Origin of the sequence: Salinimonas sediminis (genome assembly GCF_003429285.1) — a bacterium.
GTDB classification, from domain to species: Bacteria; Pseudomonadota; Gammaproteobacteria; order Enterobacterales; family Alteromonadaceae; genus Alteromonas; species Alteromonas indica.
Window position 1 is genome coordinate 1,123,740 of record NZ_CP031769.1, and the last position, 23,017, is coordinate 1,146,756.

The following is a 23,017-nucleotide window of genomic DNA, read 5'->3' on the forward strand; positions in this document are numbered from 1 at the left end:
ATACCAAGGCTTCTCCCCTGCCGTCTTTTGCTGTTTAGTATGTAAAAACATTGTTAAACAAAGGGCGCATATCATGTCTCTATCGACCTCTACAACATCGACTTCACCCGATATATCCTATAACCCGCTGGGCACAGACGGATTCGAGTTTGTTGAATACACTGCGGCGGATACACAGGGCATTGACGCTCTTAAGCAGCTCTTTAGTTCACTAGGCTTTGCTGAAGTAGCCGTGCATAAATCAAAGCAGGTATGGCTGTATAAGCAAAACGATATCAATTTTATTATCAATGCAGAACCGGCTTCGCAGGCGGCAGAGTTTGCCCGGTTACGCGGGCCGAGTGTGTGTGGCATGGCCTTTCGGGTTAACAATGCCGCTAAAGCAATGGCCCACGCTTTAGCTCATGGCGCAAAACAGTTCGTTGGTAATCTGGGCCCCATGGAGCTTAATATTCCTGCGGTATACGGGATAGGTGAAAGTACATTGTACTTTGTTGACCGCTACGGCGATCGCAACATTTATGATGTTGATTTTGCCTTTCATGCTGACTGGCAAAACCGGATGAAGCAAGCGAATGCCGGGCTGACAGTGGTAGACCATCTTACCCATAATGTACGGCGGGGGAATATGTCGGTTTGGGCGAACTTCTATGAACGGTTAGGTAATTTCCGCGAAATTCGCTACTTTGACATTGAAGGCAAACTTACCGGGCTGGTCAGTAAGGCCATGACTTCCCCCTGTGGCAAAATACGCATTCCTATTAATGAATCTTCTGATGATAAATCGCAGATAGAAGAGTTCATCCGCGAATACAATGGCGAAGGTATACAGCACATCGCCATGACCAGTGATGATATATACCAAACCGTACTGGATTTAAAAAACCGGGGCATGAAATTTATGCATACGCCGGATACCTATTACGAGGCGGTAAATGAACGCGTGCAGGGCCATACTGAAGATTTAGCACGGCTGCAGGAACTCAAAATACTGATTGACGGCGCGCCAATGAAAGACGGTATTTTACTGCAAATTTTTACAGATACCGTTATTGGCCCGGTATTTTTTGAGATTATTCAGCGTAAAGGCAACGAGGGCTTCGGGGAAGGCAACTTTAAAGCCCTGTTTGAATCTATCGAAGAAGACCAAATTCGGCGCGGCGTGTTAGACCAAGAGCAGCAAAATGCGTAACTGGATTAGATTTCCCACCGCACAGGGCAGCCACTCGCGCCAGGCGCATGCCGACTTCCCCGAGGAAGCTATTTATGAGCGCGAGTTGGGCCGGAATGGGTTTTTTGGCCCGGCCACACATATGCATCACAAGCACGCCCCCACCGGATGGACACATTGGGAGGGCCCGCTACGCCCTCGCGCCTTTGATTTGAATCAATTGGCCAGGCACGGCTACAGCGTTGATGCCAAAAGCCCGTTTGACGCCCCGATACTGCTATCCAATGCCCATTGCCAATACCGTCTGTGGCAGTGTGATAAGCCGATGGCGCGATTAGCCCGAAATGCTGATGGGGATGAACTGTTGTTTGTCCACCAGGGGCGCGGCGAGCTGTTCTGCGATTATGGTTATATGCAGGTCACCGAAGGTGACTATATTGTTATTCCGCGCTCTACCATGTGGCGCATTACGCCACTTCAGCCGATGCAAATCTTGCTAATAGAAGCCACTAACGATGCGTACCAGTTACCCGAAAAAGGCATGGTGGGGGGGCACGCTATATTTGATCCTGCAGTCCTTGATACCCCCCAAATTAATCAGACGTTTATTGCCCAGCAAGATGAAAATGAGTGGCAGGTAGAAGTTAAACGACATCAGCAGCGTTCGCTCATCACCTTTCCTTATAATCCGCTGGATGCCTTGGGCTGGCATGGCGACTTAAGCGTAGTGCGCTTAAATTGGCGGGACATCCGGCCGTTAATGAGCCACCGTTATCATCTGCCTCCCTCGGCCCATACGACCTTTGTGGCCGCCCGCTTTGTAGTGTGTACTTTCGTGCCCCGGCCGATCGAGTCTGATCCCGGCGCCTTGAAAGTTCCTTTTTACCATAACAATGATGATTATGATGAAGTACTGTTTTATCACGCCGGAGATTTTTTCAGCCGCGATAATATTGAAAAAGGTATGGTGACGTTTCATCCGGCGGGTTTCACCCATGGTCCTCATCCCAAAGCGTTTGCGGCGGGCCGGGCGAATAAGAAAACCTTTACTGATGAGGTGGCGGTAATGTTGGATACCCGCGATGCGCTTGAAGTGGGGCCGGCGGCAATGGACGTAGAAAACCCCGACTATGTTTATAGCTGGCGCACTCAACCGGCCACTGATGGAGCACACAAATGAAATTGGCAACCTATAAAAATGATAGCCGTGATGGCCAGCTTATGATGGTTTCTCGTGATCTGGGTGTAGCCTGTGCCATACCAGATATCGCCCTGACCCTACAGTATGCGCTAGACCACTGGCAGGATTTGGAGCCCGCACTAAAGGCCCGGTATACGGCGCTCAATGAGCGTAAGGTTGAGCACGATACTTTTGACCAGACGCGTTGTGCCTCTCCGTTGCCTCGCGCCTATCAGTGGGCCGACGGCAGCGCTTATGTCAACCATGTCGAATTGGTCAGACGAGCACGGGGGGCCGAAATGCCCCAGAGTTTTTGGACCGATCCCCTGATGTACCAGGGCGGCAGTGATGATTTTATTGGGCCTAAGGACGATATTATATTACCCAGTGATGACTGGGGGGTGGATTTTGAAGCCGAAGTAGCGGTAGTGACAGATGATGTTCCTATGCAATGCAGTAGTGAAGATGCTGCTGCGCGCATCAGGCTAATAATGTTGGTAAACGATGTATCGCTGCGCGGGCTGATTCCAGGTGAGTTAGCCAAAGGTTTTGGCTTTTTTCAGGCTAAACCGGCTTCATCTTTTTCGCCGGTGGCAGTAACCCCGGATGAACTGGGTAGCGCCTGGCAGGATGGCAAAGTGCACCTACCGTTGCGCTCAACCTATAATGGTAAGTTGTTTGGCAAGCCTGAAGCCGGGGAGGATATGACATTCAGTTTTGCCCAATTAATAAGCCATGCCGCCAAAAGCCGTAACCTGGGTGCCGGCTGTATTATCGGGTCGGGAACCGTGTCAAATAAACAGGGAACCGAGCATGGTTCAGCGGTAGAAGAAGGCGGCGTGGGCTATTCCTGTCTGGCTGAACTGCGCATGATTGAAACTATCAGGGACGGCAAGCTGGCTACGCCCTTTATGCAGTTTGGCGATCGCATTCGTATTGAAATGTGCGACCCTGCTGGCACCACTATCTTTGGCGAAATTGACCAGCAATTGAAACCGTTTAAAACCTGATGAATACAACTTCACTAAAGATGACACCAGCATGGCGCTAAAACTGTACGGCTACTGGCGTTCTACCGCCAGCTATCGGGTGCGTATTGCGTTAAACCTGAAGCAGCTGGATTACGAGTATATCCCGGTACATCTCGTTGATGAGGGAGGGCAGCAGCATCAGCTCCCATACCGAACGCTAAACCCGGCCCGGTTAGTACCCACCCTGGTGGACGATGATGAAGATCTAATTCTGCATCAGTCGTTAAGTATTATTGAGTTTTTAGATGAAAAATACTCGCGAGGGGTAGCGCTGCTTCCCAGGCATTGTCTGGAGCGGGCTAGGGTACGCGCATTGGCCCAAGACCTGGCGTGCGATGTGCAGCCACTTGGAAACTTACGAGTGTTACAAGCGTTAAAAACTGACTTTGCTGCTACGCCGGCCCAGCAGCATGCATGGGCGGCGCATTGGATAGAGCGAGGGTTTAGCGCCCTTGAGCAACGGTTGTCCACCCAATCCGGAAAGTATTGTTTTGATTTTGATGTGACGATGGCTGATGTTTGTCTGGTGCCTCAGGCATACAATGCGCGCCGCTTTGGGATAGATATGTCACGGTTTCCGCTGATCAGTAAAATTGTGGATAACTGTGAACAACTGCCCGCGTTTGCCCAGGCGTGTCCCGAAAGCCAGCTCGATGCCCCGGCCTGTTGAGCCGGATTTACATTACGCCGAGGCAGATGGCGTAGCAACCATTAACCGAACCAAAAGTCGCTCGGTTTTACTGCTGCTTGATAGGAAGTTCAGTGGTATTTTTGACCTGCTTTAATGCGAACGTGGAACTGATGTGGTCAACTAAGGGTAAATGGGTCAGTTTTGATTTCAGCAAATATTCATACTCTTCAATACTCTCTACAACCACTTTGAGTAGATAATCTTTCTCGCCGCTGGTGGTATGGCATTCAACAATTTCATCCACCGACTGTACGGCTTTTTCAAAATCGGTCAAAGAATCGCCATCATGATTTTTTAACGTGACGAAGATGAACACAGACACGCCGAGATTCAGTTTCTTGCTGTTTAGAAGTGTCACCTTTCCCAGTATAATACCATCAGCTTCCATGCGTTTTACGCGACGCCAGCATGGAGTATGAGACAGGCCTACCTTTTGGCTGAGATCAGCCATCGACACGGTGGCGTCCTGTTGCAATACACGTAAAATTTCGCGGTCAAATTTGTCTAATTTCATTCCGGGCAGATCCTGAGCGGTTATGATGTATATTATATTATAAAAAAAATCCTAGGATATACGTCCTAGCAGATTTTAATTTAATAGAATGATTGTCTCACGATGTTAAATTCATTAACAAACATCGCAAGGCACATCCTCCCGATTTCTCGCTATGATTGCGTAAACTTAATTCTACATATAGAGGGGCTATGGCTGTTTTCGATCATCCTGAGTTTGATAACCACGAACACGTGGCGTTTTATCACGACGAAGAGGCGGGTTTAAGCGCAATTATTGCGGTGCACAATACTAACCTGGGCCCAGCACTGGGCGGTTGCCGGATGTGGCCATATATCAATAGCGCCGAGGCGCTTAATGATGTGCTGCGCCTGTCGAAAGGCATGAGTTATAAGGCTGCTATGGCTAACCTTAAACTGGGCGGCGGAAAATCAGTGATTATCGGCGACCCCCGTAAGGCCAAAACACCGCAAATGATGACCGCCATGGGTAAATTTGTGGATTCATTGGGCGGCAAATACTTTACCGCCGAAGATTCGGGTATTTCGGTGACCGATTTACAGCTTATGGCCGAGCAGTCAGATTATATCGCAGGCGTTAAGGCGCAGTATCATTTTGCTGGCGAACAGCCTGATGGTAATCCGGCCCCTTCTACTGCTTATGGTGTGTTTGTTGGTTTGCAGGCCGCCGTTAAGTATGCGTTGAACCGTGATTTAACCGGGGTGAAAGTCGCCATTCAAGGGATGGGGCATGTCGGTTTTAGGCTGGCAAAACACCTTAGCGATGCGGGTGCCCAATTGTTTGTTACCGACATCTATCCTGAAGGTGTTGAACGGGCAGTTAACGAACTGGGTGCTACTGCCGTCGCTCCACAGGATATCTATGCCCTGGATGTTGATGTTGTCGCCCCTTGCGCGATGGGGGCGTCAATTAATGATGAAACATTACCCACTATCAAAGCTAAGGTCATCGCTGGCGCGGCAAATAATCAGCTTGCGCGCGAAGAAATTGGCGATACGTTGCGTCAGCAGGGTATTTTATATGCGCCGGATTATGTCATTAATGCCGGTGGCGTTATCGATATTTACCATCAGCGTATGGAAACATCGACTAACGAAGCGTTACGCACCCATATTGAACAGATTGGCGAGACCTTAAACGAAATCTTTGAACGTGCGGATAAAGAGCACAAAGCGACCAATCGGGTTGCGAATGTTATCGCTGAAGAGCGATTTGCACACAAGGGTTGAAACTTGCTAAACAAGCGGTCATAATGCGCGCCGCTGGTTAAGAAGCAGCAAGCTTATTAACCAGCGTTTCAATGGTGGGCTTTTGGTCCTCTCGCAATGATACTCTGTGAATCCGGTCAGGCCTGGAAGGGAGCAGCCGCAGCAGACGACTCATGTGCCGAGATGTGGCTGGAGGCCCGCCACCCAACCTTTCTTTATTGTGACGCTTCGCGTTGCTGGCTTTTTTCTAAAAAGCTTACAGCCTTATTCACCGCGTGTTCTACATTCATCTCCATTTGCTTACGTTCGCTTAGCGGTAGATAAAAAGCCATATCCACTTCGTAACGAATATAGCGAGGCGGTACCTGATTCAATGCCAGACAGCATAAATCCGCTAAATAGTCGGCAGAGTTATTTTTATCCAGCCCCAGTTTTACAATATGCTCAGTGACCAGATGTTCATAATAATTGTGAATGTCATCGTGAAGTTTCATACCGCGCGTTCCCTGTGAGTGTAAATAGTGTGTCGGCCCATTCTCCGACGGTATACTATTGCATATCTATGGCGAAGAGTTTACCGCGCCATCTTCCCCTTACTGTACCAAAAACCTTCCTATCAGTTGCCCTTTTAAGATGTCTTAGTAAGCTTGGAAAACCTGTTTTGCAATGAATAAATGGTAGACTAACCTCACCTAAAAACAACAAGAAAACGCCCCTATGAAACGTAATACTACCCCTGTCTATTATGGTGACTATTTACAGCTGGATAAAATTCTTGGTGCTCAGAGCTTACAGAGTAAGCATTATGGTGATCCAGCCCATGATGAGATGCTGTTTATTATTGTGCATCAGGTTTATGAGCTGTGGTTTAAACAAATACTGCATGAGTTAAACGCAGTTATCAGTGTTTTCAACCAACGCCAGATACCCGATCAATCATTGATTGAGGTCGTTCATCGCTTACAGCGAATTAACCAAATTCAACAATTGCTTAATGATCAGATAAGCGTGATGGAAACAATGACGCCACAGCAGTTTTTATCTTTTCGCGATTATTTAGTTCCCGCATCGGGTTTTCAGTCTATTCAGTTTAAACGGCTCGAAATATCGCTTGGCTTGAAACGAGAGTTTAGAATTGATTTCGATAAACAGAGCTTCTACAACCGTTTAAGTCAGGATGATCGTGAATTATTAGAAGCATTAGAAAGCAAACCCAGTTTATTTGAATTGGTAGAACAGTGGCTGGCTCGCATGCCACTATTGATTAAAGACGAATTTGCTTTCTGGCAGCACTACAAGCAAGCCGCGGATGCCAGTCTACAGGCCGATCGAAAAATTATTTTAAGCAATGACACGCTGACAGCAAAAGAACAGCAACAGGAATTAAACGACTTAACCGCAACCGAAGAGAATTTTGCTGCGTTATTTGATAAAACTGCTTACCAAAAGCTCAATGATGAAGGAACGTTTCGTTTAGGGCACGAAGCAATGATGGCATTGTTGTTTATTAAGCAATATCCGGAAGAACCGATTTTTAATTTACCGTTCCAGCTTATTACGGCGCTGACCGATATTGATGAAAAACTCACTATATGGCGTTACCGTCACGCCATGATGGTGCAGCGGATGTTAGGAACAAAAATTGGTACCGGCGGTTCCTCTGGTCATCATTACCTCAAAAAGACAACAGAATCTAACCGTATTTTTACCGATTTCTTTAATGCAGCAAGCTTTTTATTGCCTAAGGATATGCTGCCCGCATTACCGAATTCCGTAAAACAGTATTTCGGATTTTATAAATAAGGTCATTTACGTTAGTAAATGTAAGTTGAATTGATGTAACGTCATGGTTACAACAATTAGCTGGTTTTTATCTTTAGTTTAATTGTCAAATTCGTTTCCCTGTGATTATTATTTATTCGGGTGCCACACACCCGATATTAAAATAATAAAACGCGCCACATGATTTGGCGCTCCAGGGAGACATGATGTTCAATAACACAAAAATCGCAAAATCCGTTAAATTAGCCTGTGCCATGGGTACCACAGTCGCATTTCTGTCTTCAGGAAATGCGCTGGCTCAACAAGCCACAGATTCCAACACTGATTCGGTCGAAAAAATCTCCGTAACCGGCTCTCGTATTGCCCGGCCGGAGCTTTCTACCCCCGCCCCCGTAGTGACTGTCGAAGCGGCTGAAATTCAGCGCTTTGGTGCACCTGATTTAGGTACCCTGCTAGCAGAGTTACCGGCCATAGGTGCCGGCAGTACACTTATCGGCAATAACGATGATAATGCCAATGCCGGCCTTAGCTCGCCTGACTTACGTTCGTTAGGCGATACGCGAACCCTAACCCTGGTTAATGGCAAACGCCATGTAGCCGGGTCGCCTTTTTCAAACGCAGTGGATACCGGGACTATTCCTACGGCGATGATTGAAAGAATTGAGATTATCACCGGGGGCGCATCGGCTATTTATGGCTCTGATGCGGTTGCCGGTGTTATCAACATTATTTTACGTGATGACTACGAAGGATTTGAAGCGCGCTATTCCACCACCTCAGATACCGAAGGGGTAGGAACAAACAACAATGCTATTAGCATATTAGCCGGTGCTACCTCTGATGATGGTAAAGGTAACATTACTTTCTTTGCCGAAAAAAGCACGGTCAAAGAGGTGTTGAGTCCGTCGTTACAGCAAACAGCAAATTGGGGTACGGTTATTAACCCGGACAATACCGGCGAAGATGATGGCATCCCCGATAAATTCAGAGCGCCTAATGTGGGTTCAGAATTTATTAACCCGTATGGCGTATTAAACCCGTTCGGTGGCGGGTCACGCATTACGTTCTCACCTGACGGAACAGGCATACCGCAAGTTCAGCGTGAACTGGACAACAGTTTTGCCTTCGGCAGTTTCGATCAAGCTTACGATACGGTATTTTTCACAGAACAGTATGAAAACTACATTCCTAAGCAGGACACCATTACACTGGCCAGTACCTTCCGCTATGATTTAACCGATAATGTCAGGTTTTATGGCGATATGAAGTATGTTGATAAGGACATTGAACAGCAGTTTCAGCCCTCTTTTCGGTTCGGTGGAATAAACATCAACGCTACTGATAACCCCTATCTGGATGAGGCTACCCGGCAACAATTGTTTGCTGAGGGGCAAACCGGGGAAGTAGAGATGGCGCGGTTCTTTGATGACATAGGCAACCGGTCAGCCGCCAATGATCGTAGAATGTATCGTATTATTTCTGGCTTTGAAGGCTTTTTCTCGTTGTCAGAAACGGATTTTGACTATGATGTGTATTACACCTACGGTGAAACATCGAACGTTCGTCGTACACTAAACGATTTGATTCCCTCCAACTTTAGCGCTGCGTTAGATGCCGTAATAGACCCGGCCACCGGGCAAGCCGCGTGCCGTAGTCAGGTGCCTTCTGCCCAGGGTGAAGGCTATGAAGACCCTGCACTGGTAAATGCAGACCAGTGTGTGCCTTTTAATCCTTTCGGTTTCGGTAATGCCAGCGCTGAAGCGTATGATTACATCTCTGGCGATGTGACCCGTGAAGACCAGCTTACGCAGGAAATGTTTGGTGCCACCGTATCTTTTGATACAGCCGAGCTGTTCGAATTACCCGGCGGTGCGATTGGTTTTGCATTGGGCTATGAAACCCGTAAAGAAAATGTCCGCACTACTACGGATGCTTTTACCAAAGCGGGCTTTTATACCGGCGCGGCTACGCCGGATTCAAATGGCGGCTACGATGTTGACGAGTTCTTTATTGAAACCCGAGTTCCTATTATAGCCGATGCGTTTTTGGCAAAAGAGCTAACCCTTGATGCTGCGTTTCGCTCGGCAGACTACTCCCACGCCGGCAGTGCTGATGCATGGCAGGTGGGTGTGATGTGGGCTCCTATTGAGCAGGTCCGCTTGCGCGGAACCATTGGTGAAGCCGTGCGTGCGCCGAATGTGGACGAGGCCTTTAGTCCACAATCGCCGGGTTTTGCCCGAGTATCTGACCCTTGTGATAACGATAATATCGATGAAGATGAAGATCGTCGCGCGAACTGTTTGGCGCTGGGTATACCGGCAGGTTTTGAAGCAAATGATAATGTCAGCGTCGATACGCTGTCAGGTGGTAATCCAAACCTGACCCCAGAAGAAAGTGAATCCAGAACCATTGGGATAGTGTGGGAACCAACCTTCGTAGAAAACCTTTCTGTAACGCTAGATTGGTATGACATTGAAATAACCGATGCTATTACTGAAGTCGAAGCTCAGGATATTGTCGACAACTGTGTTGACGCTACGGGCGGCCCGGATAGCGGCTTTTGTAGCCAGGTTGACCGGAATGAAAACTTTGACGTTGAGCTGGTACGTTCAGGCTTTATCAACGCATCGGCCATCAATACCTCAGGCTTAGAAATGCAGATTCGTTACAGCACTGATTTGTCTGCTTATGACTTGCCAGGTGAAATTAGAATAAATGTTCAGGCTAACCGGGTTAATGAGCTGGAAGAATTTGCTTTCCAGGACCGGCCGGATGAGATTGACGTAGAGGTAGGCGAAGAAGGTGACCCGCAACTTCAATTTAGAACCATTATTGAATACCGGCTTGATGACTGGAACTTTAACTATTCCAGCCGCTTTATTGATAGAAGTGCATTATTTGATGTATCGCCTGGTGGCGGTTCAGAAGAAGATAATGCGATAAGCTATATAGGTTCAATGTGGACGCATGATGTAGCGGTAAACTACTATTTCAATGATAATTTGGAAGTGTATGCCGGGTTACGCAATATGTTCAACAAAGTTCCTCCCGGTTACACGGTTGACCCTTTGTATGATCTGGTCGGCCGTCGGGTTAACGCTGGCGTGATTTATCGCTTCCAGTAAATTTACATAAACTCAACAACTGCCTGGCTTCTGCCGGGCAGTTTTGTTTACAAAGTGCATGTTTATGCGCTATTGGCTAGCCCGACAAAAAATATCTCATACGCAGCCTGTAACAATTCTATTACACCAAAATAGTCTTTTGTTTTCATTGCTTATAAGAAAATCTTCATACTTTACAAAATTTGTACGAAAAAAAATTGAACTTTCATCTCATCTCACTTCAATGACAGTTGACCGCATCTCAGCTATGTGGTTATTATCAACTCAAGGTCTTGCACCTTACCGAATAAAAAGTCGTTTTAACGATTTAAATAATAAACGCTAAATCACAAGTTTTAGTGGTCCAGGGAGACAATACATGTTTACAAACACAAAGCTGGCTAAGTCAGTAAAGCTGGCGTGCGCTTTCGGTGCCGCATCGGCTGCACTTTTCACTGCTAACGTTGCAATGGCGCAAGATGATGCCGCTGCAGAACCTGAAGTTGAAAAAATCTCGGTAACGGGTTCTCGCATTAAGAGAACAGACATAGAAACATCCAGCCCTATTTTGGCAATTGATGCTCAGGCTATCGAATCTACTGGTTTTACCCGTATTGAAGATGTCATGAACACCTTGCCTCAAATTGAAGCCGCTGAGACATCGTTTAGTGTTAACGGTGCAACCGGTGTGGCTAACCTCGATTTACGTGGTTTGGGCGCTGAGCGGACGCTGGTATTGGTTAACGGTCGTCGTTTACAGCCAGGTGGTGTATACAGTCAAGCGCCAGATGTTAACCAAATTCCTGCTTCACTCGTTAAGCGCGTTGACGTTCTAACGGGTGGTGCATCGACGGTATACGGTTCTGATGCGGTCGCCGGTGTGGTTAACTTCATTATGGATACTGACTTTACTGGCCTTGAAATTGAAGGTGGTGCGGCAGGTTACCAACACGATAACGACAATGCCTTTATGCAAGGCTTGATGGACGACTCTGGCTATGACTATCCATCAGGTAGTAATGGCATTGGTGGTGAATCCTACAACCTGAATATTACCGCGGGTGGTGATTTTGATAGTGGCCGTGGTCATATCACTGCATATGCTACCTGGCGACGTAACACCGAGATGCTTCAGGGCGAGCGCGATTACAGCTCTTGTGCATTGAACACCTCAGCTACAGCCTGTGGTGGTTCATCTACCGCTGATGTACCAAACTTTATCTTTTATCCGGTAGTGGGTGGTGAAGTAGACTACACTGACGAGCAATGGTTAAGTTTATTAGGCGACGGGGGTTTTGCACCACTGTCTGAAACTGGCAATCTGTACAACTACGCGCCGGTTAACCATTTCATGCGTCCTAACGAGCGCTTTACTTTAGGCTCTTTTGCAGAGTATGAAATCAACGATAAAGCACGTGTTTACGTTGAAACCTCTTTCATGCAAGACAGAACTTCAGGGCAGATTGCAGAATCTGGAACCTTCTACGGTGCTGAGTACCTGTTCGATTACGATAACCCTATCATGTCGGATGCTCAGAAATCACAGATCCAAGACCTTTTTGGCCAAACCGATGCCGACCAGTTTGTAACTTATATTGGTAAACGTAACACTGAAGGTGGTGCGCGTTCTAACAGCTTAGAACATAACTCTTTCCGTATCGTTACCGGTGTAGATGGTTGGATTAACGACACCTGGTCATACGATATTAACTATATGTATGCAGGTACATCGTCTTCTTCAGCATATCAAAACGATCTGTCGTTACCGACTATCGGCCCACGCGTAGGGGAAGTTGGTACAGAGTGTACTGACGAGTGTCTTTATTATGAAGTATTCACGCCCAATGGTGTGACCGCTGAAATGGCATCTCAGTTATCAGGTACTGCCATTCTAAACGGTAATACTTCACTTCAGGTATTCCAGGGTTATGTTGCTGGTGAGTTTGATTACGCACTGCCAAGCGCTGTTACGCCAATTGGAGCATCGTTTGGTTTTGAGCGTCGTGAAACTGACTTTGAACGTATTGCTGACTCTATCTATCAGGAAGGTTCTCTGGTAGGTCAAGGTGGTTCTACACCAAGCCTAATCGGTGAATTTGACGTTAACGATATCTTCGGTGAGCTAAGCATTCCCGTGCTTGAAGGCATGGAAGGTGTTGAAGCACTGGTTGTTGATTTAGGCTTCCGCTTCTCTGATTACTCTACATCTGGCCGTGCTAATACTTACAAGGTCGGCGTAGACTGGGCGGTTAATGATGATTGGAAAGTTCGTGCTAGTTTCAACCGTGCGATTCGCGCTCCAAACATCTCTGAACTGTTCGCAGTGCAAAATGTAGGGCTGTTCCAAGGTACTGATCCTTGTGCAGGTGATGAACCCGCGCTTACCGCTGAACAGTGTGCGGCAACCGGCCTGGCAACGGAATTGTATGGTAATGTAAGTGCTAACCCGGCTGACCAGTACAACGAATTTGCCGGTGGTAACCCAGAGCTAGAGCCAGAAGAAGCCGATACCTTTACCGTTGGTATTGTGGGTTCGCCGTATGAAGGCTTGAACTTCTCATTGGATTACTTCTCTATTGATATGGAAAAAGTAATTGCTGATGTAGGTGCTGAGCGAATCATCAACATCTGTGGTACAGCTGGCCTGTTCTGTGACAACATTCAACGTGCTGGTTCAGGTAGCCTATGGTTATCTCAGGATGCGTTTGTAACTAACTTGTCAGACAACATTGGTGGCCGGACCCTGCGTGGTATTGACGTAGATACCCGTTACTCTGTTGAAACTGGGGGCGGTACGCTAGGCTTGAGCCTGATTGGTTCTTACAACCTGGAAAAAACGTTTAAGCCTGTATCGGACAACTCTGCTTTGGATTACGACTGTTCAGGTGTAGTAAGTGTAGACTGTTTCGCTCAGCCTGAATGGCGTCACACGGTTTCTGCAAACTACAACGTGGGCGACTGGAGCGTGATTGGTCGCTGGAGATACTACGGCGAAGTTGATATTGAAGGTACTGAGAACCAAATCTCTGCGTTCAACTTCTTCGATCTATCTGGTAGCTACATCTTCAACGAACATTTACGTATCTCTGCTGGTGTAAACAACGTGCTGGATAAAGAGCCGCCATTAGTAGGTAGTGCACTTGCTACCAACGCTAACACCGTGGCTGGTTTCTACGATACATTAGGACGTTACTTGTTTACTACAGTAACACTGACTTACTAAGTTGAGTTAGCCTTATAGAAAACGATAAAGCCGACGCATTGCGTCGGTTTTTTTTTGCCCAAATAGTGCTTTATTATATGCAGTCATTATTATCAGAAAACCATATCAATACCTGCATTGCGTTATTCAATGCAAGAAAGTATGCACAAGCCAAGCAGGGGTTTGAAGAGGTATTGAACGTAAAACCAGAACACGCCCTGGCAAGCATGTATTATTGCCAGACGCTCGTTCATTTAAACCAACCAGACGTCGCTTATAACCATTTGACAAAACATTGTTCTGTATATGAACACCAAATGTGGTATTGGCAATGTGCAGTACTTATAAGCAATAGAATGGGCGACCATGAACAGGAATATAGAGCTACCCAGGCATGTATAAAACTTGGTAATAATTCTGCGGATATGCTGCGCCGATTCTTCGAATTATTATTGTTAACCAAAAGGTACAATCAGGCACAACAATACATCAGGCAGCAATCAGAACAACTCAACAGTAATGATGAAGCAGTAAATACACTTTGGCTTAAATATGCAAAATCCAGAGAGTATTACATAGAAGCTGTAGAGTTCGCTCAAAAGCTCGTCAATGCTAAGCCTGAAAGTCATTATTTTCTACATGAGTATGCGATAGCGTTAAGATTAAACGGCGCACCGGAAAAAGCGTTACCTATACTTAAACAATTACTTCAGAAAAAGCCGCATTTTGCGATTTATCATAATTTAGGTAATTGTTATTCGGATCTTGGAAATTATGCGCAAGCAATCGCGAACTATCGCCAGGCAATTACGCTTAATCCGTTATACAGTGATTCGCATATCAATCTCAATAAAATGTTATGGGAATCGGGTTTAAACAAAGATTACTTGGTGTCTTTTGAAACAGTGATAAAAGCGCATCCAAAAGCGTATCACTTACGTTTATCATTTGCCCATTTTCTGGTGGATGCAAAATTGTATGCTCGCGCGTTAACACTTTTAGATTCTGCTCCCTTGCCCGAACCCTTTGCGCAACAACAATTGCAATTACAAGGTTTGGCATTAAGGCTACAGGGCGATAGTGACAGGGCCATACAATATTTCAATACGTTACTCATTAAGCAACCGGATGCATTTGAAATAAAGCTAGAACATGCGATAGCGCAAATTTCTAACAGAGATTTCAGCCAGGCCCGCGCTGCGCTGGACATGCTTACCGAACAACAGCCGGCAAATCAAACCATAAAAGCTTATAGATATGCCGCTATGCGACTTGCCGATGAGCAACCCGCGCCTATTGCGCCACAAATACGGAGCATAAATTTGTGCGACAGGCTGCCTGCAGATTTTTGGCAACAACTAGCCACAGAACTACACCAAATACACAATGCTACAGCCCAGCCAATAGGGCAAACGCTTGTGAACGGTAGCCAGACTCGCGGTCATTTATTTAGTAGCCGCCACCCGTGCATCACCCGGTTAAAAAACGTTTTGAACGAGAAGCTGCTGGCGTATTGCCAGACCCACGAGGTACCACTTGAGTCCGTATTAGATACCCGGGACCACATAAATTATACCGGTTCATGGTCAGTAAGGCTTCGACAGGCTGGTTTTCACCATGATCATTTTCATTCGCGAGGAACGCTCTCGGGGGTAATTTATATCGCGCTACCTGCAGAGGTTACCGATCAACAAAACCGCGCTGGGTGGCTCAAGTTTGGTGCGCCATATCTGAACGAAACCCTGTCCTTACCCGCGGAATATTTTATTCAGCCAGCGGTGGGTACATGCGTTATATTCCCCTCGCATATATGGCACGGTACCACACCCATAGAAGCGAATGCAGAACGTCTCACGATAGCGTTCGATGTAGGACGGTACGGCCTGCCAGCGACAGATAGTTAACTTAACCTGAGCCCAGCTGGTTATTGCGGTATATCCCTGCTCTTGAAACGTTTTTACCGGAGGGCAAAAAAAGAATAAGTAGTAATAAAACAACAAGTCAGGGTAAGGTAGAAACTATGCAAATCGACGGCGACTTAAACGTATAAGTGAAAAATCACTATAATCAGAAAGTATGATTAAAAAGGTGTAGTTTGGCGCAACAATCGATTAACTATTGCCATTTTTTTTCGCTCTACAGGGGGGTAAGCCAATTGACAGCCCCTGCGTATTTATGCTGCATATGTTACCAGCAAAAAGGCCTTACTCAGGTGAAAGTGCAGGTCAGTGGGGTAGATAGCATTGATGTTTAATATTGTTATTTGCTTATTTATGCGAAAATCCTGAATGAATTGATTAGCAAATGTACAAAGCTCAATTAGCTTGCGGTGTTAAGACTGTGTTACTTGACTCTTTCAGGCATTCCGTGTGAGTATTAGAGATTCGTAGTGTTGGCGAAACCACGCCATCGACTACCTTCCGAAAACTATAATTGTAAAAGTTTATACGCCCCTTGCTGTGACACGCACAGCAAGGATTCAAATAAGAAATTTGGTTGGGAACTATGTCCAAGATGAGCAAGAGAACTCTTATTGCTTCTACTGTCATGGGTGCGTTTGCACTGTCAGGCAGTGCAGCCGTCTCTGCAGTTACTCTTAACGATCTTCATAAAGAAGAAGCTAAGATCCATTCGGCTGCAGCGAAATCTCAAGAAAAAATCAACACCCTATTCGAGCAGTCACAAGAGTTGTTGGTTGAATATCGTCAAACTGTTGACCAGACAGAGAACCTGAAAGTTTATAACGACTACATTGCGAGCCTGGTTGCTGACCAACAGCGCAGTATCGATTCATTGCAGCGTCAAATCGACAGCATTGAAGAGACTAAACAGGGTATCGTTCCTTTGATGTTCCGTATGATCGACAGCTTGGAAAAATTTGTTGAGCTGGATGTGCCGATTCATTTAGAAGAACGTCGTGAGCGTATACAGCGTTTGCGCGATGTTATGGCTAACTCTAACGTTACTGTTTCTGAACAGTTCCGTCAGGTAATTGAAGCCTATTTGGTTGAAGTTGAGTACGGTTCGAAGATGTCTTCTTACCAGGGCACTATTGATGACAACGGTACTGAAGTTACCGTCGATTTCTATAACCTTGGCCGTACCGCATTTATGGCATTGTCACTGGATCAATCTCACGCGTGGGTTTGGGACAACGATGCACGTGAATGGCAGCCGTTGGGTGATGAGTATCTGGGCTCTGTTGTTGAAGCTGTGAAAATGGCCAACGGCACCGTTACCCCAGATCTTATTAAGTTACCAATCAAAGCAGCGGAGTAAGTTTTAATGAAACTAGTATTTAAATCTCTAGTAGCCGCTGCAACTTTGGCGGTTATGGCGACCGGTGCTCAGGCGCAGGAAGCAGCAAGTCTTCAAGACCTGCTAGACCAAGTGAAAAACAACCGTGTATCTCAGGCACGTATCAATGAACAGCGTGAAGCTGAGTTCAGTTCTGACCGTGCTGACAAACAAGCCTTACTGCGCAAAGCGCAAGCAGACTTGAAAGCAGAGCAGGACCGTGGCGATCGTTTACAACAGCAGTTTTCTGATAATGAAACGTCATTGAATGAAAAATCAGATGAACTGGAACAAGCAACCGGTACATTGGGTGAAATGTTTGGGGTAGTACGTCAGGCAGCTTCTGAAGCTTACGGCCGTATCTCTACTTCAATCGTTAGTGCTCAGTATCCAGGCCGTGATGACTTCTTGGCGCAAATGTCAGAAGAATCAAAGGGTCTGCCTAACATCCAGGAACTGGAAGATTTATGGTTTGCGCTGCAAACTGAAATGACAGAATCTGGCCAGGTAGTTCGCTTTAATACAAAAGTTGTTTTGCTTGACGGTGGTAGCAGCGAGCAGGAAGTGGTTCGTGTAGGTACATTCAACCTGGTTAGCCAGGAAGGTTACCTGACGTACGATGCTGAAAATAAAGTTGTTCAGCCACTAGGCCGTCAGCCAGAAAGTCACTTACTTTCTTCAGCTGAAGATTTGGCCGGTGCCACATCTGGTCTGGTCCCGTTTTATGCTGATCCTTCACAAGGTGCGATTCTTGGCCTGCTGAAAGAAAAAGCAACTTGGAGCGAGCGTTATCACGCAGGTGGCGCGGTAGGTTATACCATCACGGTTATGCTTATCATTGGTCTGTTGATTGGTGTTTACAAGCTGGTAACGCTTGGAATGACCGGTAGCAAAATCAAGTCTCAGCTGAAAAACCCAGGTAATCCGTCAACCGGTAACCCTCTGGGCCGTATTCTGCAGGTATACCAGCAGAACAAACATGCTGACGCTGAAAACCTTGAACTGAAGCTGGATGAAGCGATTCTTAAAGAACTGCCTTCAATTGAAAGCGGTATCAATGTGATTAAGATTTTCGCGGCGATTGCACCTCTACTGGGTCTATTAGGTACAGTATTGGGTATGATTGCAACCTTCCAGACTATTACATTGTTTGGTACTGGTGACCCGCGTCTGATGGCAGGTAGTATTTCAATGGCGCTTGTTACTACAGCCCAGGGTATTATTGCTGCACTTCCATTGATTCTTACGCACAGCATTGTTGCTTCACGCAGCAAATCTATTGTTCACATTCTGGACGAGCAAACTGCAGGTATCATTGCAGCTCACACAGAGGCGGAGAAAGCGTAATATGAATAGCCTGATTGGATTATGGGAATCTGTCAGGGAATTTATCGCTACCGGCGGTGACGTACTGTATTTTGTTGCCGCCGCGCTCTTTCTTATGTGGGTATTAATGATTGAGCGCTACTGGTATATCACGGCGGTCTTTCCAAAGGTGAAAAAAGATATAATCGCCAAATGGGATGCCCGCGTTGATACTACCTCATGGTATGCGCATAGAATCCGTGAAGCTTGGATTTCCCAAGCGTCTGACGAATTAGACGCAAGGATGCTGATTATCCGAACGTTGGTGGCAATGTGTCCACTGATAGGACTACTGGGAACAGTAACCGGGATGATTAGTGTGTTCGAGACAATGGCAACGCAAGGCACCAGCAACGCACGCTTAATGGCATCTGGTATCTCGATGGCCACAATTCCGACTATGGCCGGAATGGTAGCAGCGCTGTCTGGACTGTTCATAAGTTCTCGTCTCGAAGCGAAAGCTAAGATGGCAAAAGAGGGCTTGGTTGACAGCCTGCCACATCATTAGAGAGAGAGATTATGGCGCGGAAAGTCAGAACCGAAGAGGAAGATGCGCAAATTGATATGACGCCAATGTTGGACGTTGTATTCATCATGCTAATTTTCTTCATCGTTACTACTGTTTTCGTAAAAGAAGCAGGTATTGAAGTTAACAAACCTGAAGCTAATCAGGCGTCACTTCATAAAAATGCCAATATCTTCATCGCCATTACCGACGATGGAAGTGTTTGGTTGGATAAACGCGAAGTGGCGGTTGAAAGTGTCAGAACTAATATAGAGCGATTATTGACAGAGCAGCCGACAGACTATGTCATTATCCAGGCTGACGTTAAAGCCAAGCATGGTGTTGTCGTTGAAGTGATGGACCAAATTAAAGCTGCAGGCGTTGATCGCATATCAGTAGCAGCAAGGGGATAAGATGGTTCGATTTATCGTTTCTATATTATTAGGTGCCGCGTTTGCCTTTGGTCTTTTCGTTCTTATGGCGAAATTGATTGAAAATTCGGGCAGACCGGCAGATGAAATTCCCGAAGCACCCGTTATTGATGTGGTAATGCAGGAGCCAGAAGCTGACACGCAAACTCGTCAGCGGACGCCTCCTCCGCCACCACCTCCGCCTCAGCAGCCGCCTAAAATGCAGCCTGTTGAGCCGGATGCTTCAGAAGTAGATGCTGATGGCTTTAGCCTTGCAGTACCTGCGGTTGATACCGGTGGTGTTGGGGTAAATATTGGTGCGGTAGGCGCAATGCAGCAAGATGGTGAAGCAACACCTATTGTACGTATTGATCCTAAGTATCCACCCCAAGCTGCACGTGACGGTAGAGAAGGCTGGGTTAAGCTATCCTTTACTATCAACGAACAAGGTGGCGTGGAAGACATCGAAGTTATCGATGCTGACCCTAAACGTATTTTTGACCGTGAAGCCCGTCGTGCGCTGAGCAAGTGGAAATACAAGCCAAAGATTGTTGAAGGTAAACGCGTTGTTCAACCTAACATGTTTGTTCAGCTAGACTTTAAACTGGAGCAGTGATGATGATGAAAACTACATTCAAAATGTCAGCCCTCGCTTTGGTCATGGGAGTTTCAGCTGTGATGTCTGCGCCAGCGATGGCGCAATCATCAGCCCCTGTGCAATGTCCTGGTTATGAAAAAGGCAAAACACAGTTGGTTGGCGAGCGTGCTGGTAAAAAAGTACAGAAGGCGTTTGAAGCATATAATGAGGATCGTGTAGAAGAAGCTTTGCAGATTCTTTACGATACTGATACTTCCGATGACTTTGATAAAGCGTATGTGAGCCGGTTCATTGGTAACTTGTTAGCCGCTAAAGATGATGAGGGCGACAATGCGCTTAAATATCTTACCAGCGCGGTTGAGCCAAAGGTACTTAATGACACCGAGCACTCGCAAACGCTAAAACTTTTGGGCGACCTTAGCCTACGTGAAGAAAACTACAAAGATGCTATTAAATGGTATCAGAGCTGGATGGACTTCACGTGTAAAGAAGATGCTGATGTTTATGTTCGTATGGCACAAGCTTATTTTGAAACCAAGCAATTGGACAAAGTCATTGAGCCTGCTGAAAAAGCGATAGCGCTTTATGAAAAGCCGAACAAAAACCCATATGTTTTACAGTTACAGTCTTATTATCAGCGCAAGATGTATCCTGAAACCGTAAAGGTTGCTGAAACCCTGGTGAATAAGTTCCCTGAAACACCGGCATGGTGGACACAGTTAGGCGTGTTTTACATGTTGGTAGAGAACTATTCTGACGCTTTAGCCACTATGGAAATTGCGTACAATGCTGGGTACCTGGAAAAAGAGTCGCAGTTTAAAAACTTAGCTCAGTTGTATTCCACCAATGGTATTCCGTATCAGGCAGCTAAGATACTCGAAAAACATGTCGATAAGGGTGACATCAAAAAAGATGCTCAGATGATGCGTAGCATTGCCAACTCTTATCACCAAGCGAAGAACTATGATATTGCTGCCAATTATTATGGTAAAGCAGGTCAGTTAAGTTCAGATCCGGATGACTTCCAAAAGCAGGGTACTTTGCTATTGGTTGCTGAGGATTATAAAGGGGCGATTTCTGCCCTGGATAAAGCTTTGGAACGTGGCGCGGATGAAGAAGGTAAAATCCATTTTTCTATGATGGAAGCCAACTTCTACCTGGGTAATTTCAAGAAAGCCTGGGATCACGTACAGCTTGCGAAGAAAGAGAAATCTATGCGTCGCAACGCCTTAGCTTGGGAACCTTATATCAAGGAAAAAGCTAAGAACCGTGGTATCAAGATTTAACACTGATAGCTCGCAAAAAGCCCCTATATGGGGCTTTTTTTATGGGCAACGATTAGGAGCCGTAGGGAATAACCCGTATGTTCCTATTCGTTACACATAGCCAATTTTGTCTCAAATTACGCTAAGGGTCGGGGGTATTTGTACCTGACGGTAAAATGGTTTCCCGCTAGGTAAAAGTTAATCGCCATACTGCTAGCCCCCTCCACCATGCCTAACTAGTAGTGGAAAATTCTTCTCCTATCCCAGTATTCAATTTCAGGTATTGCTTTGCTAACTGAGTCGCTACTTTAAGACTCTAGCATTCTTACGTGCTTACCAAAGGACGCCTTCAGGGGAAGGCTTAGATAGCGAAGATAGCTCCATTAGCCCAGCCCAGCTGTATAGTGCAGACAACCACACTCGCCGCATCACTGCTGTAATCTTTTATCAATAATGCCTATTGGGTAGCTTATAGCGCAAGCAAAATTACAATGGCTGATTAGGCGATAATCCATCTGCTTCTTTTATGATAGATAAAGTCATGCACGGCGAGCGCCAAAGTAGGCGTATGACTCCACCAAACCAACCTTTCTAAAACTCTGACACGGTGAAGTTAAAGTGCGTTGGAGTTCATTGGCTCAGCCAGCGCAGGCAAAATTACAATGGCTGGTTAGGCGATAATCCAACTGCTTCTTTTATGATAGATAAAGTCATGCACGGCGAGCGCCAAACTAGGCTTATGACTTCACCAAACCAACCTTTCTAAAACTCTGACACGGTGAAGTTACGGTGCGTTGGAGTTCATTGGCTCAGCCAGCGCAGGCAAAATTACAATGGCTGGTTAGGCGATAATCCAACTGCTTCTTTTATAATAGATAAAGTCATGCACGGCGAGCGCCAAACTAGGCGTATGACGCCACCAAACCAACCTTTCTAAAACTCTGACACGGTGAAGTTAAAGTGCGTTGGAGTTCATTGGCTCAGCCAGCACAGGCAAAATTACAATGGCTGGTTAGGCGATAATCCAACTGCTTCTTTTATAATAGATAAAGTCATGCACGGCGAGCGCCAAGGTAGGCGTACGACTTCACCAAACCAACCTTTCTAAAACTCTGACACGGTTAAGTTAGAGTGCGTTGGAGTTCATTGGCTCAGCCAGCGCAGGCAGAACAGATAGCCCAGCTCGGCGAGTTAATGAGGATAACTACACGCCCTGTGGTGATGCATTTGACCCGGAATACAATTGGCGCTGCATATTAAGCGGGCCAGCAACGCGATTCGCCAAACCGGATTCCGACGACTAATTCAACATAGAGACTATCGGTTACAAACATAGTAGAAGGCGTATTAAGCCGCTTAACAAAGGGAAACCGCCTATCCTGTGTGCTTCCCATTTCTGAACAAGTTTTGTTCGATATCAAGCTGACCAAAAATAAATGCCGCATATTTGTTAGTTTGCGTAACTTTTAAAGCCGGGAAGGCTTAGAAATCTGTGTGACGGGCGTTTCAGCAAGGTGGGACGCCGCGCGTGGCACTATCTTTCGGTGGCACTATCATCCTGCGTCACTATCAACATACGTCATTATCATCCTGCGGCACTATCATCCTGCGGCACTATCAACATACGTCATTATCATCCTGCGACACTATCACCCAATGGCACTATTAAACTA

The 23,017-nt window shown here is 46.3% G+C and carries 17 protein-coding genes and 1 other RNA gene; 16 read left to right on the top strand and 2 right to left on the bottom strand.

Annotated elements, in window-relative coordinates:
- Nucleotides 1-73 precede the first annotated feature (73 nt).
- The 4 genes from hppD to maiA are packed head-to-tail and all read left to right on the top strand — an operon-like array spanning nt 74 to nt 4,052.
- Nucleotides 74-1,192, top strand: coding sequence for a 4-hydroxyphenylpyruvate dioxygenase (gene hppD, locus D0Y50_RS05105; RefSeq protein ID WP_117315808.1), 1,119 nt, complete (start codon nt 74-76; stop codon nt 1,190-1,192).
- On the top strand, nt 1,185-2,351 hold the full coding sequence (locus D0Y50_RS05110; protein WP_108566425.1) for a homogentisate 1,2-dioxygenase: 1,167 nt from the start codon (nt 1,185-1,187) through the stop codon (nt 2,349-2,351). Before hppD ends, D0Y50_RS05110 begins: the two co-directional genes overlap by 8 nt.
- A complete protein-coding gene (locus tag D0Y50_RS05115) occupies nt 2,348-3,361 on the top strand; it encodes a fumarylacetoacetate hydrolase family protein (protein WP_117315810.1) in 1,014 nt (337 codons plus the stop codon). Before D0Y50_RS05110 ends, D0Y50_RS05115 begins: the two co-directional genes overlap by 4 nt.
- Nucleotides 3,362-3,392: 31 nt before the next feature.
- Entirely contained in the window at nt 3,393-4,052 is a 660-nt protein-coding gene (gene maiA / locus D0Y50_RS05120) for a maleylacetoacetate isomerase (RefSeq protein ID WP_108566427.1), read from the top strand.
- Between the two features lie 67 nt (nt 4,053-4,119).
- Here the strand turns inward: maiA and D0Y50_RS05125 are convergent, their stop codons facing one another.
- Nucleotides 4,120-4,587 (bottom strand): Lrp/AsnC family transcriptional regulator, encoded by a 468-nt coding sequence (locus D0Y50_RS05125; protein ID WP_108566428.1) that lies wholly within the window; start codon nt 4,585-4,587, stop codon nt 4,120-4,122.
- A gap of 191 nt (nt 4,588-4,778) precedes the next feature.
- On the opposite strand from D0Y50_RS05125, the gene D0Y50_RS05130 reads away from it, so the two are divergent.
- Together D0Y50_RS05130 and ffs are read left to right on the top strand one after the other, a co-directional pair.
- Entirely contained in the window at nt 4,779-5,837 is a 1,059-nt protein-coding gene (locus D0Y50_RS05130) for a Leu/Phe/Val dehydrogenase (RefSeq protein WP_108566429.1), read from the top strand.
- Nucleotides 5,838-5,917: 80 nt separating this feature from the next.
- Nucleotides 5,918-6,014, top strand: an RNA gene (gene ffs, locus D0Y50_RS05135) — signal recognition particle sRNA small type.
- A 17-nt stretch (nt 6,015-6,031) separates the two neighbouring features.
- Here the strand turns inward: ffs and D0Y50_RS05140 are convergent.
- Nucleotides 6,032-6,310, bottom strand: coding sequence for a late competence development ComFB family protein (locus D0Y50_RS05140; RefSeq protein ID WP_108566430.1), 279 nt, complete (start codon nt 6,308-6,310; stop codon nt 6,032-6,034).
- Nucleotides 6,311-6,533: 223 nt separating this feature from the next.
- Between D0Y50_RS05140 and D0Y50_RS05145 the strand changes: the two genes are divergently transcribed.
- The 10 genes from D0Y50_RS05145 to D0Y50_RS05190 all read left to right on the top strand — a co-directional run bounded on the left by D0Y50_RS05145 (nt 6,534) and on the right by D0Y50_RS05190 (nt 21,365).
- A complete protein-coding gene (locus tag D0Y50_RS05145) occupies nt 6,534-7,619 on the top strand; it encodes a tryptophan 2,3-dioxygenase family protein (protein WP_108566431.1) in 1,086 nt (361 codons plus the stop codon).
- A 185-nt stretch (nt 7,620-7,804) separates the two neighbouring features.
- Entirely contained in the window at nt 7,805-10,723 is a 2,919-nt protein-coding gene (locus D0Y50_RS05150; RefSeq protein ID WP_117315812.1) for a TonB-dependent receptor plug domain-containing protein, read from the top strand.
- 358 nt (nt 10,724-11,081) lie between these two features.
- Complete coding sequence (locus D0Y50_RS05155; protein WP_117315814.1) at nt 11,082-13,925, top strand: TonB-dependent receptor; 2,844 nt, start codon at nt 11,082-11,084, stop codon at nt 13,923-13,925.
- A 77-nt stretch (nt 13,926-14,002) separates the two neighbouring features.
- Entirely contained in the window at nt 14,003-15,808 is a 1,806-nt protein-coding gene (locus tag D0Y50_RS05160) for a tetratricopeptide repeat protein (RefSeq protein ID WP_147318225.1), read from the top strand.
- Between the two features lie 610 nt (nt 15,809-16,418).
- Nucleotides 16,419-17,183, top strand: coding sequence for a DUF3450 domain-containing protein (locus D0Y50_RS05165; protein WP_108566625.1), 765 nt, complete (start codon nt 16,419-16,421; stop codon nt 17,181-17,183).
- A gap of 6 nt (nt 17,184-17,189) precedes the next feature.
- The gene (locus tag D0Y50_RS05170; protein WP_117315818.1) at nt 17,190-18,548 is read left to right on the top strand and encodes a MotA/TolQ/ExbB proton channel family protein; all 1,359 of its coding nucleotides are present in this window, start codon (nt 17,190-17,192) and stop codon (nt 18,546-18,548) included.
- 1 nt (nt 18,549) lies between these two features.
- Nucleotides 18,550-19,074 carry a MotA/TolQ/ExbB proton channel family protein gene (locus D0Y50_RS05175; RefSeq protein ID WP_108566436.1) on the top strand — a complete coding sequence of 175 codons (525 nt, stop codon included), beginning with the start codon at nt 18,550-18,552 and terminating at the stop codon, nt 19,072-19,074.
- 11 nt (nt 19,075-19,085) lie between these two features.
- Complete coding sequence (locus D0Y50_RS05180; protein ID WP_108566437.1) at nt 19,086-19,484, top strand: ExbD/TolR family protein; 399 nt, start codon at nt 19,086-19,088, stop codon at nt 19,482-19,484.
- Nucleotide 19,485: 1 nt separating this feature from the next.
- Entirely contained in the window at nt 19,486-20,097 is a 612-nt protein-coding gene (locus tag D0Y50_RS05185) for an energy transducer TonB (protein ID WP_108566438.1), read from the top strand.
- 2 nt (nt 20,098-20,099) lie between these two features.
- Nucleotides 20,100-21,365, top strand: coding sequence for a tetratricopeptide repeat protein (locus D0Y50_RS05190; protein WP_117318640.1), 1,266 nt, complete (start codon nt 20,100-20,102; stop codon nt 21,363-21,365).
- Nucleotides 21,366-23,017 lie beyond the last annotated feature (1,652 nt).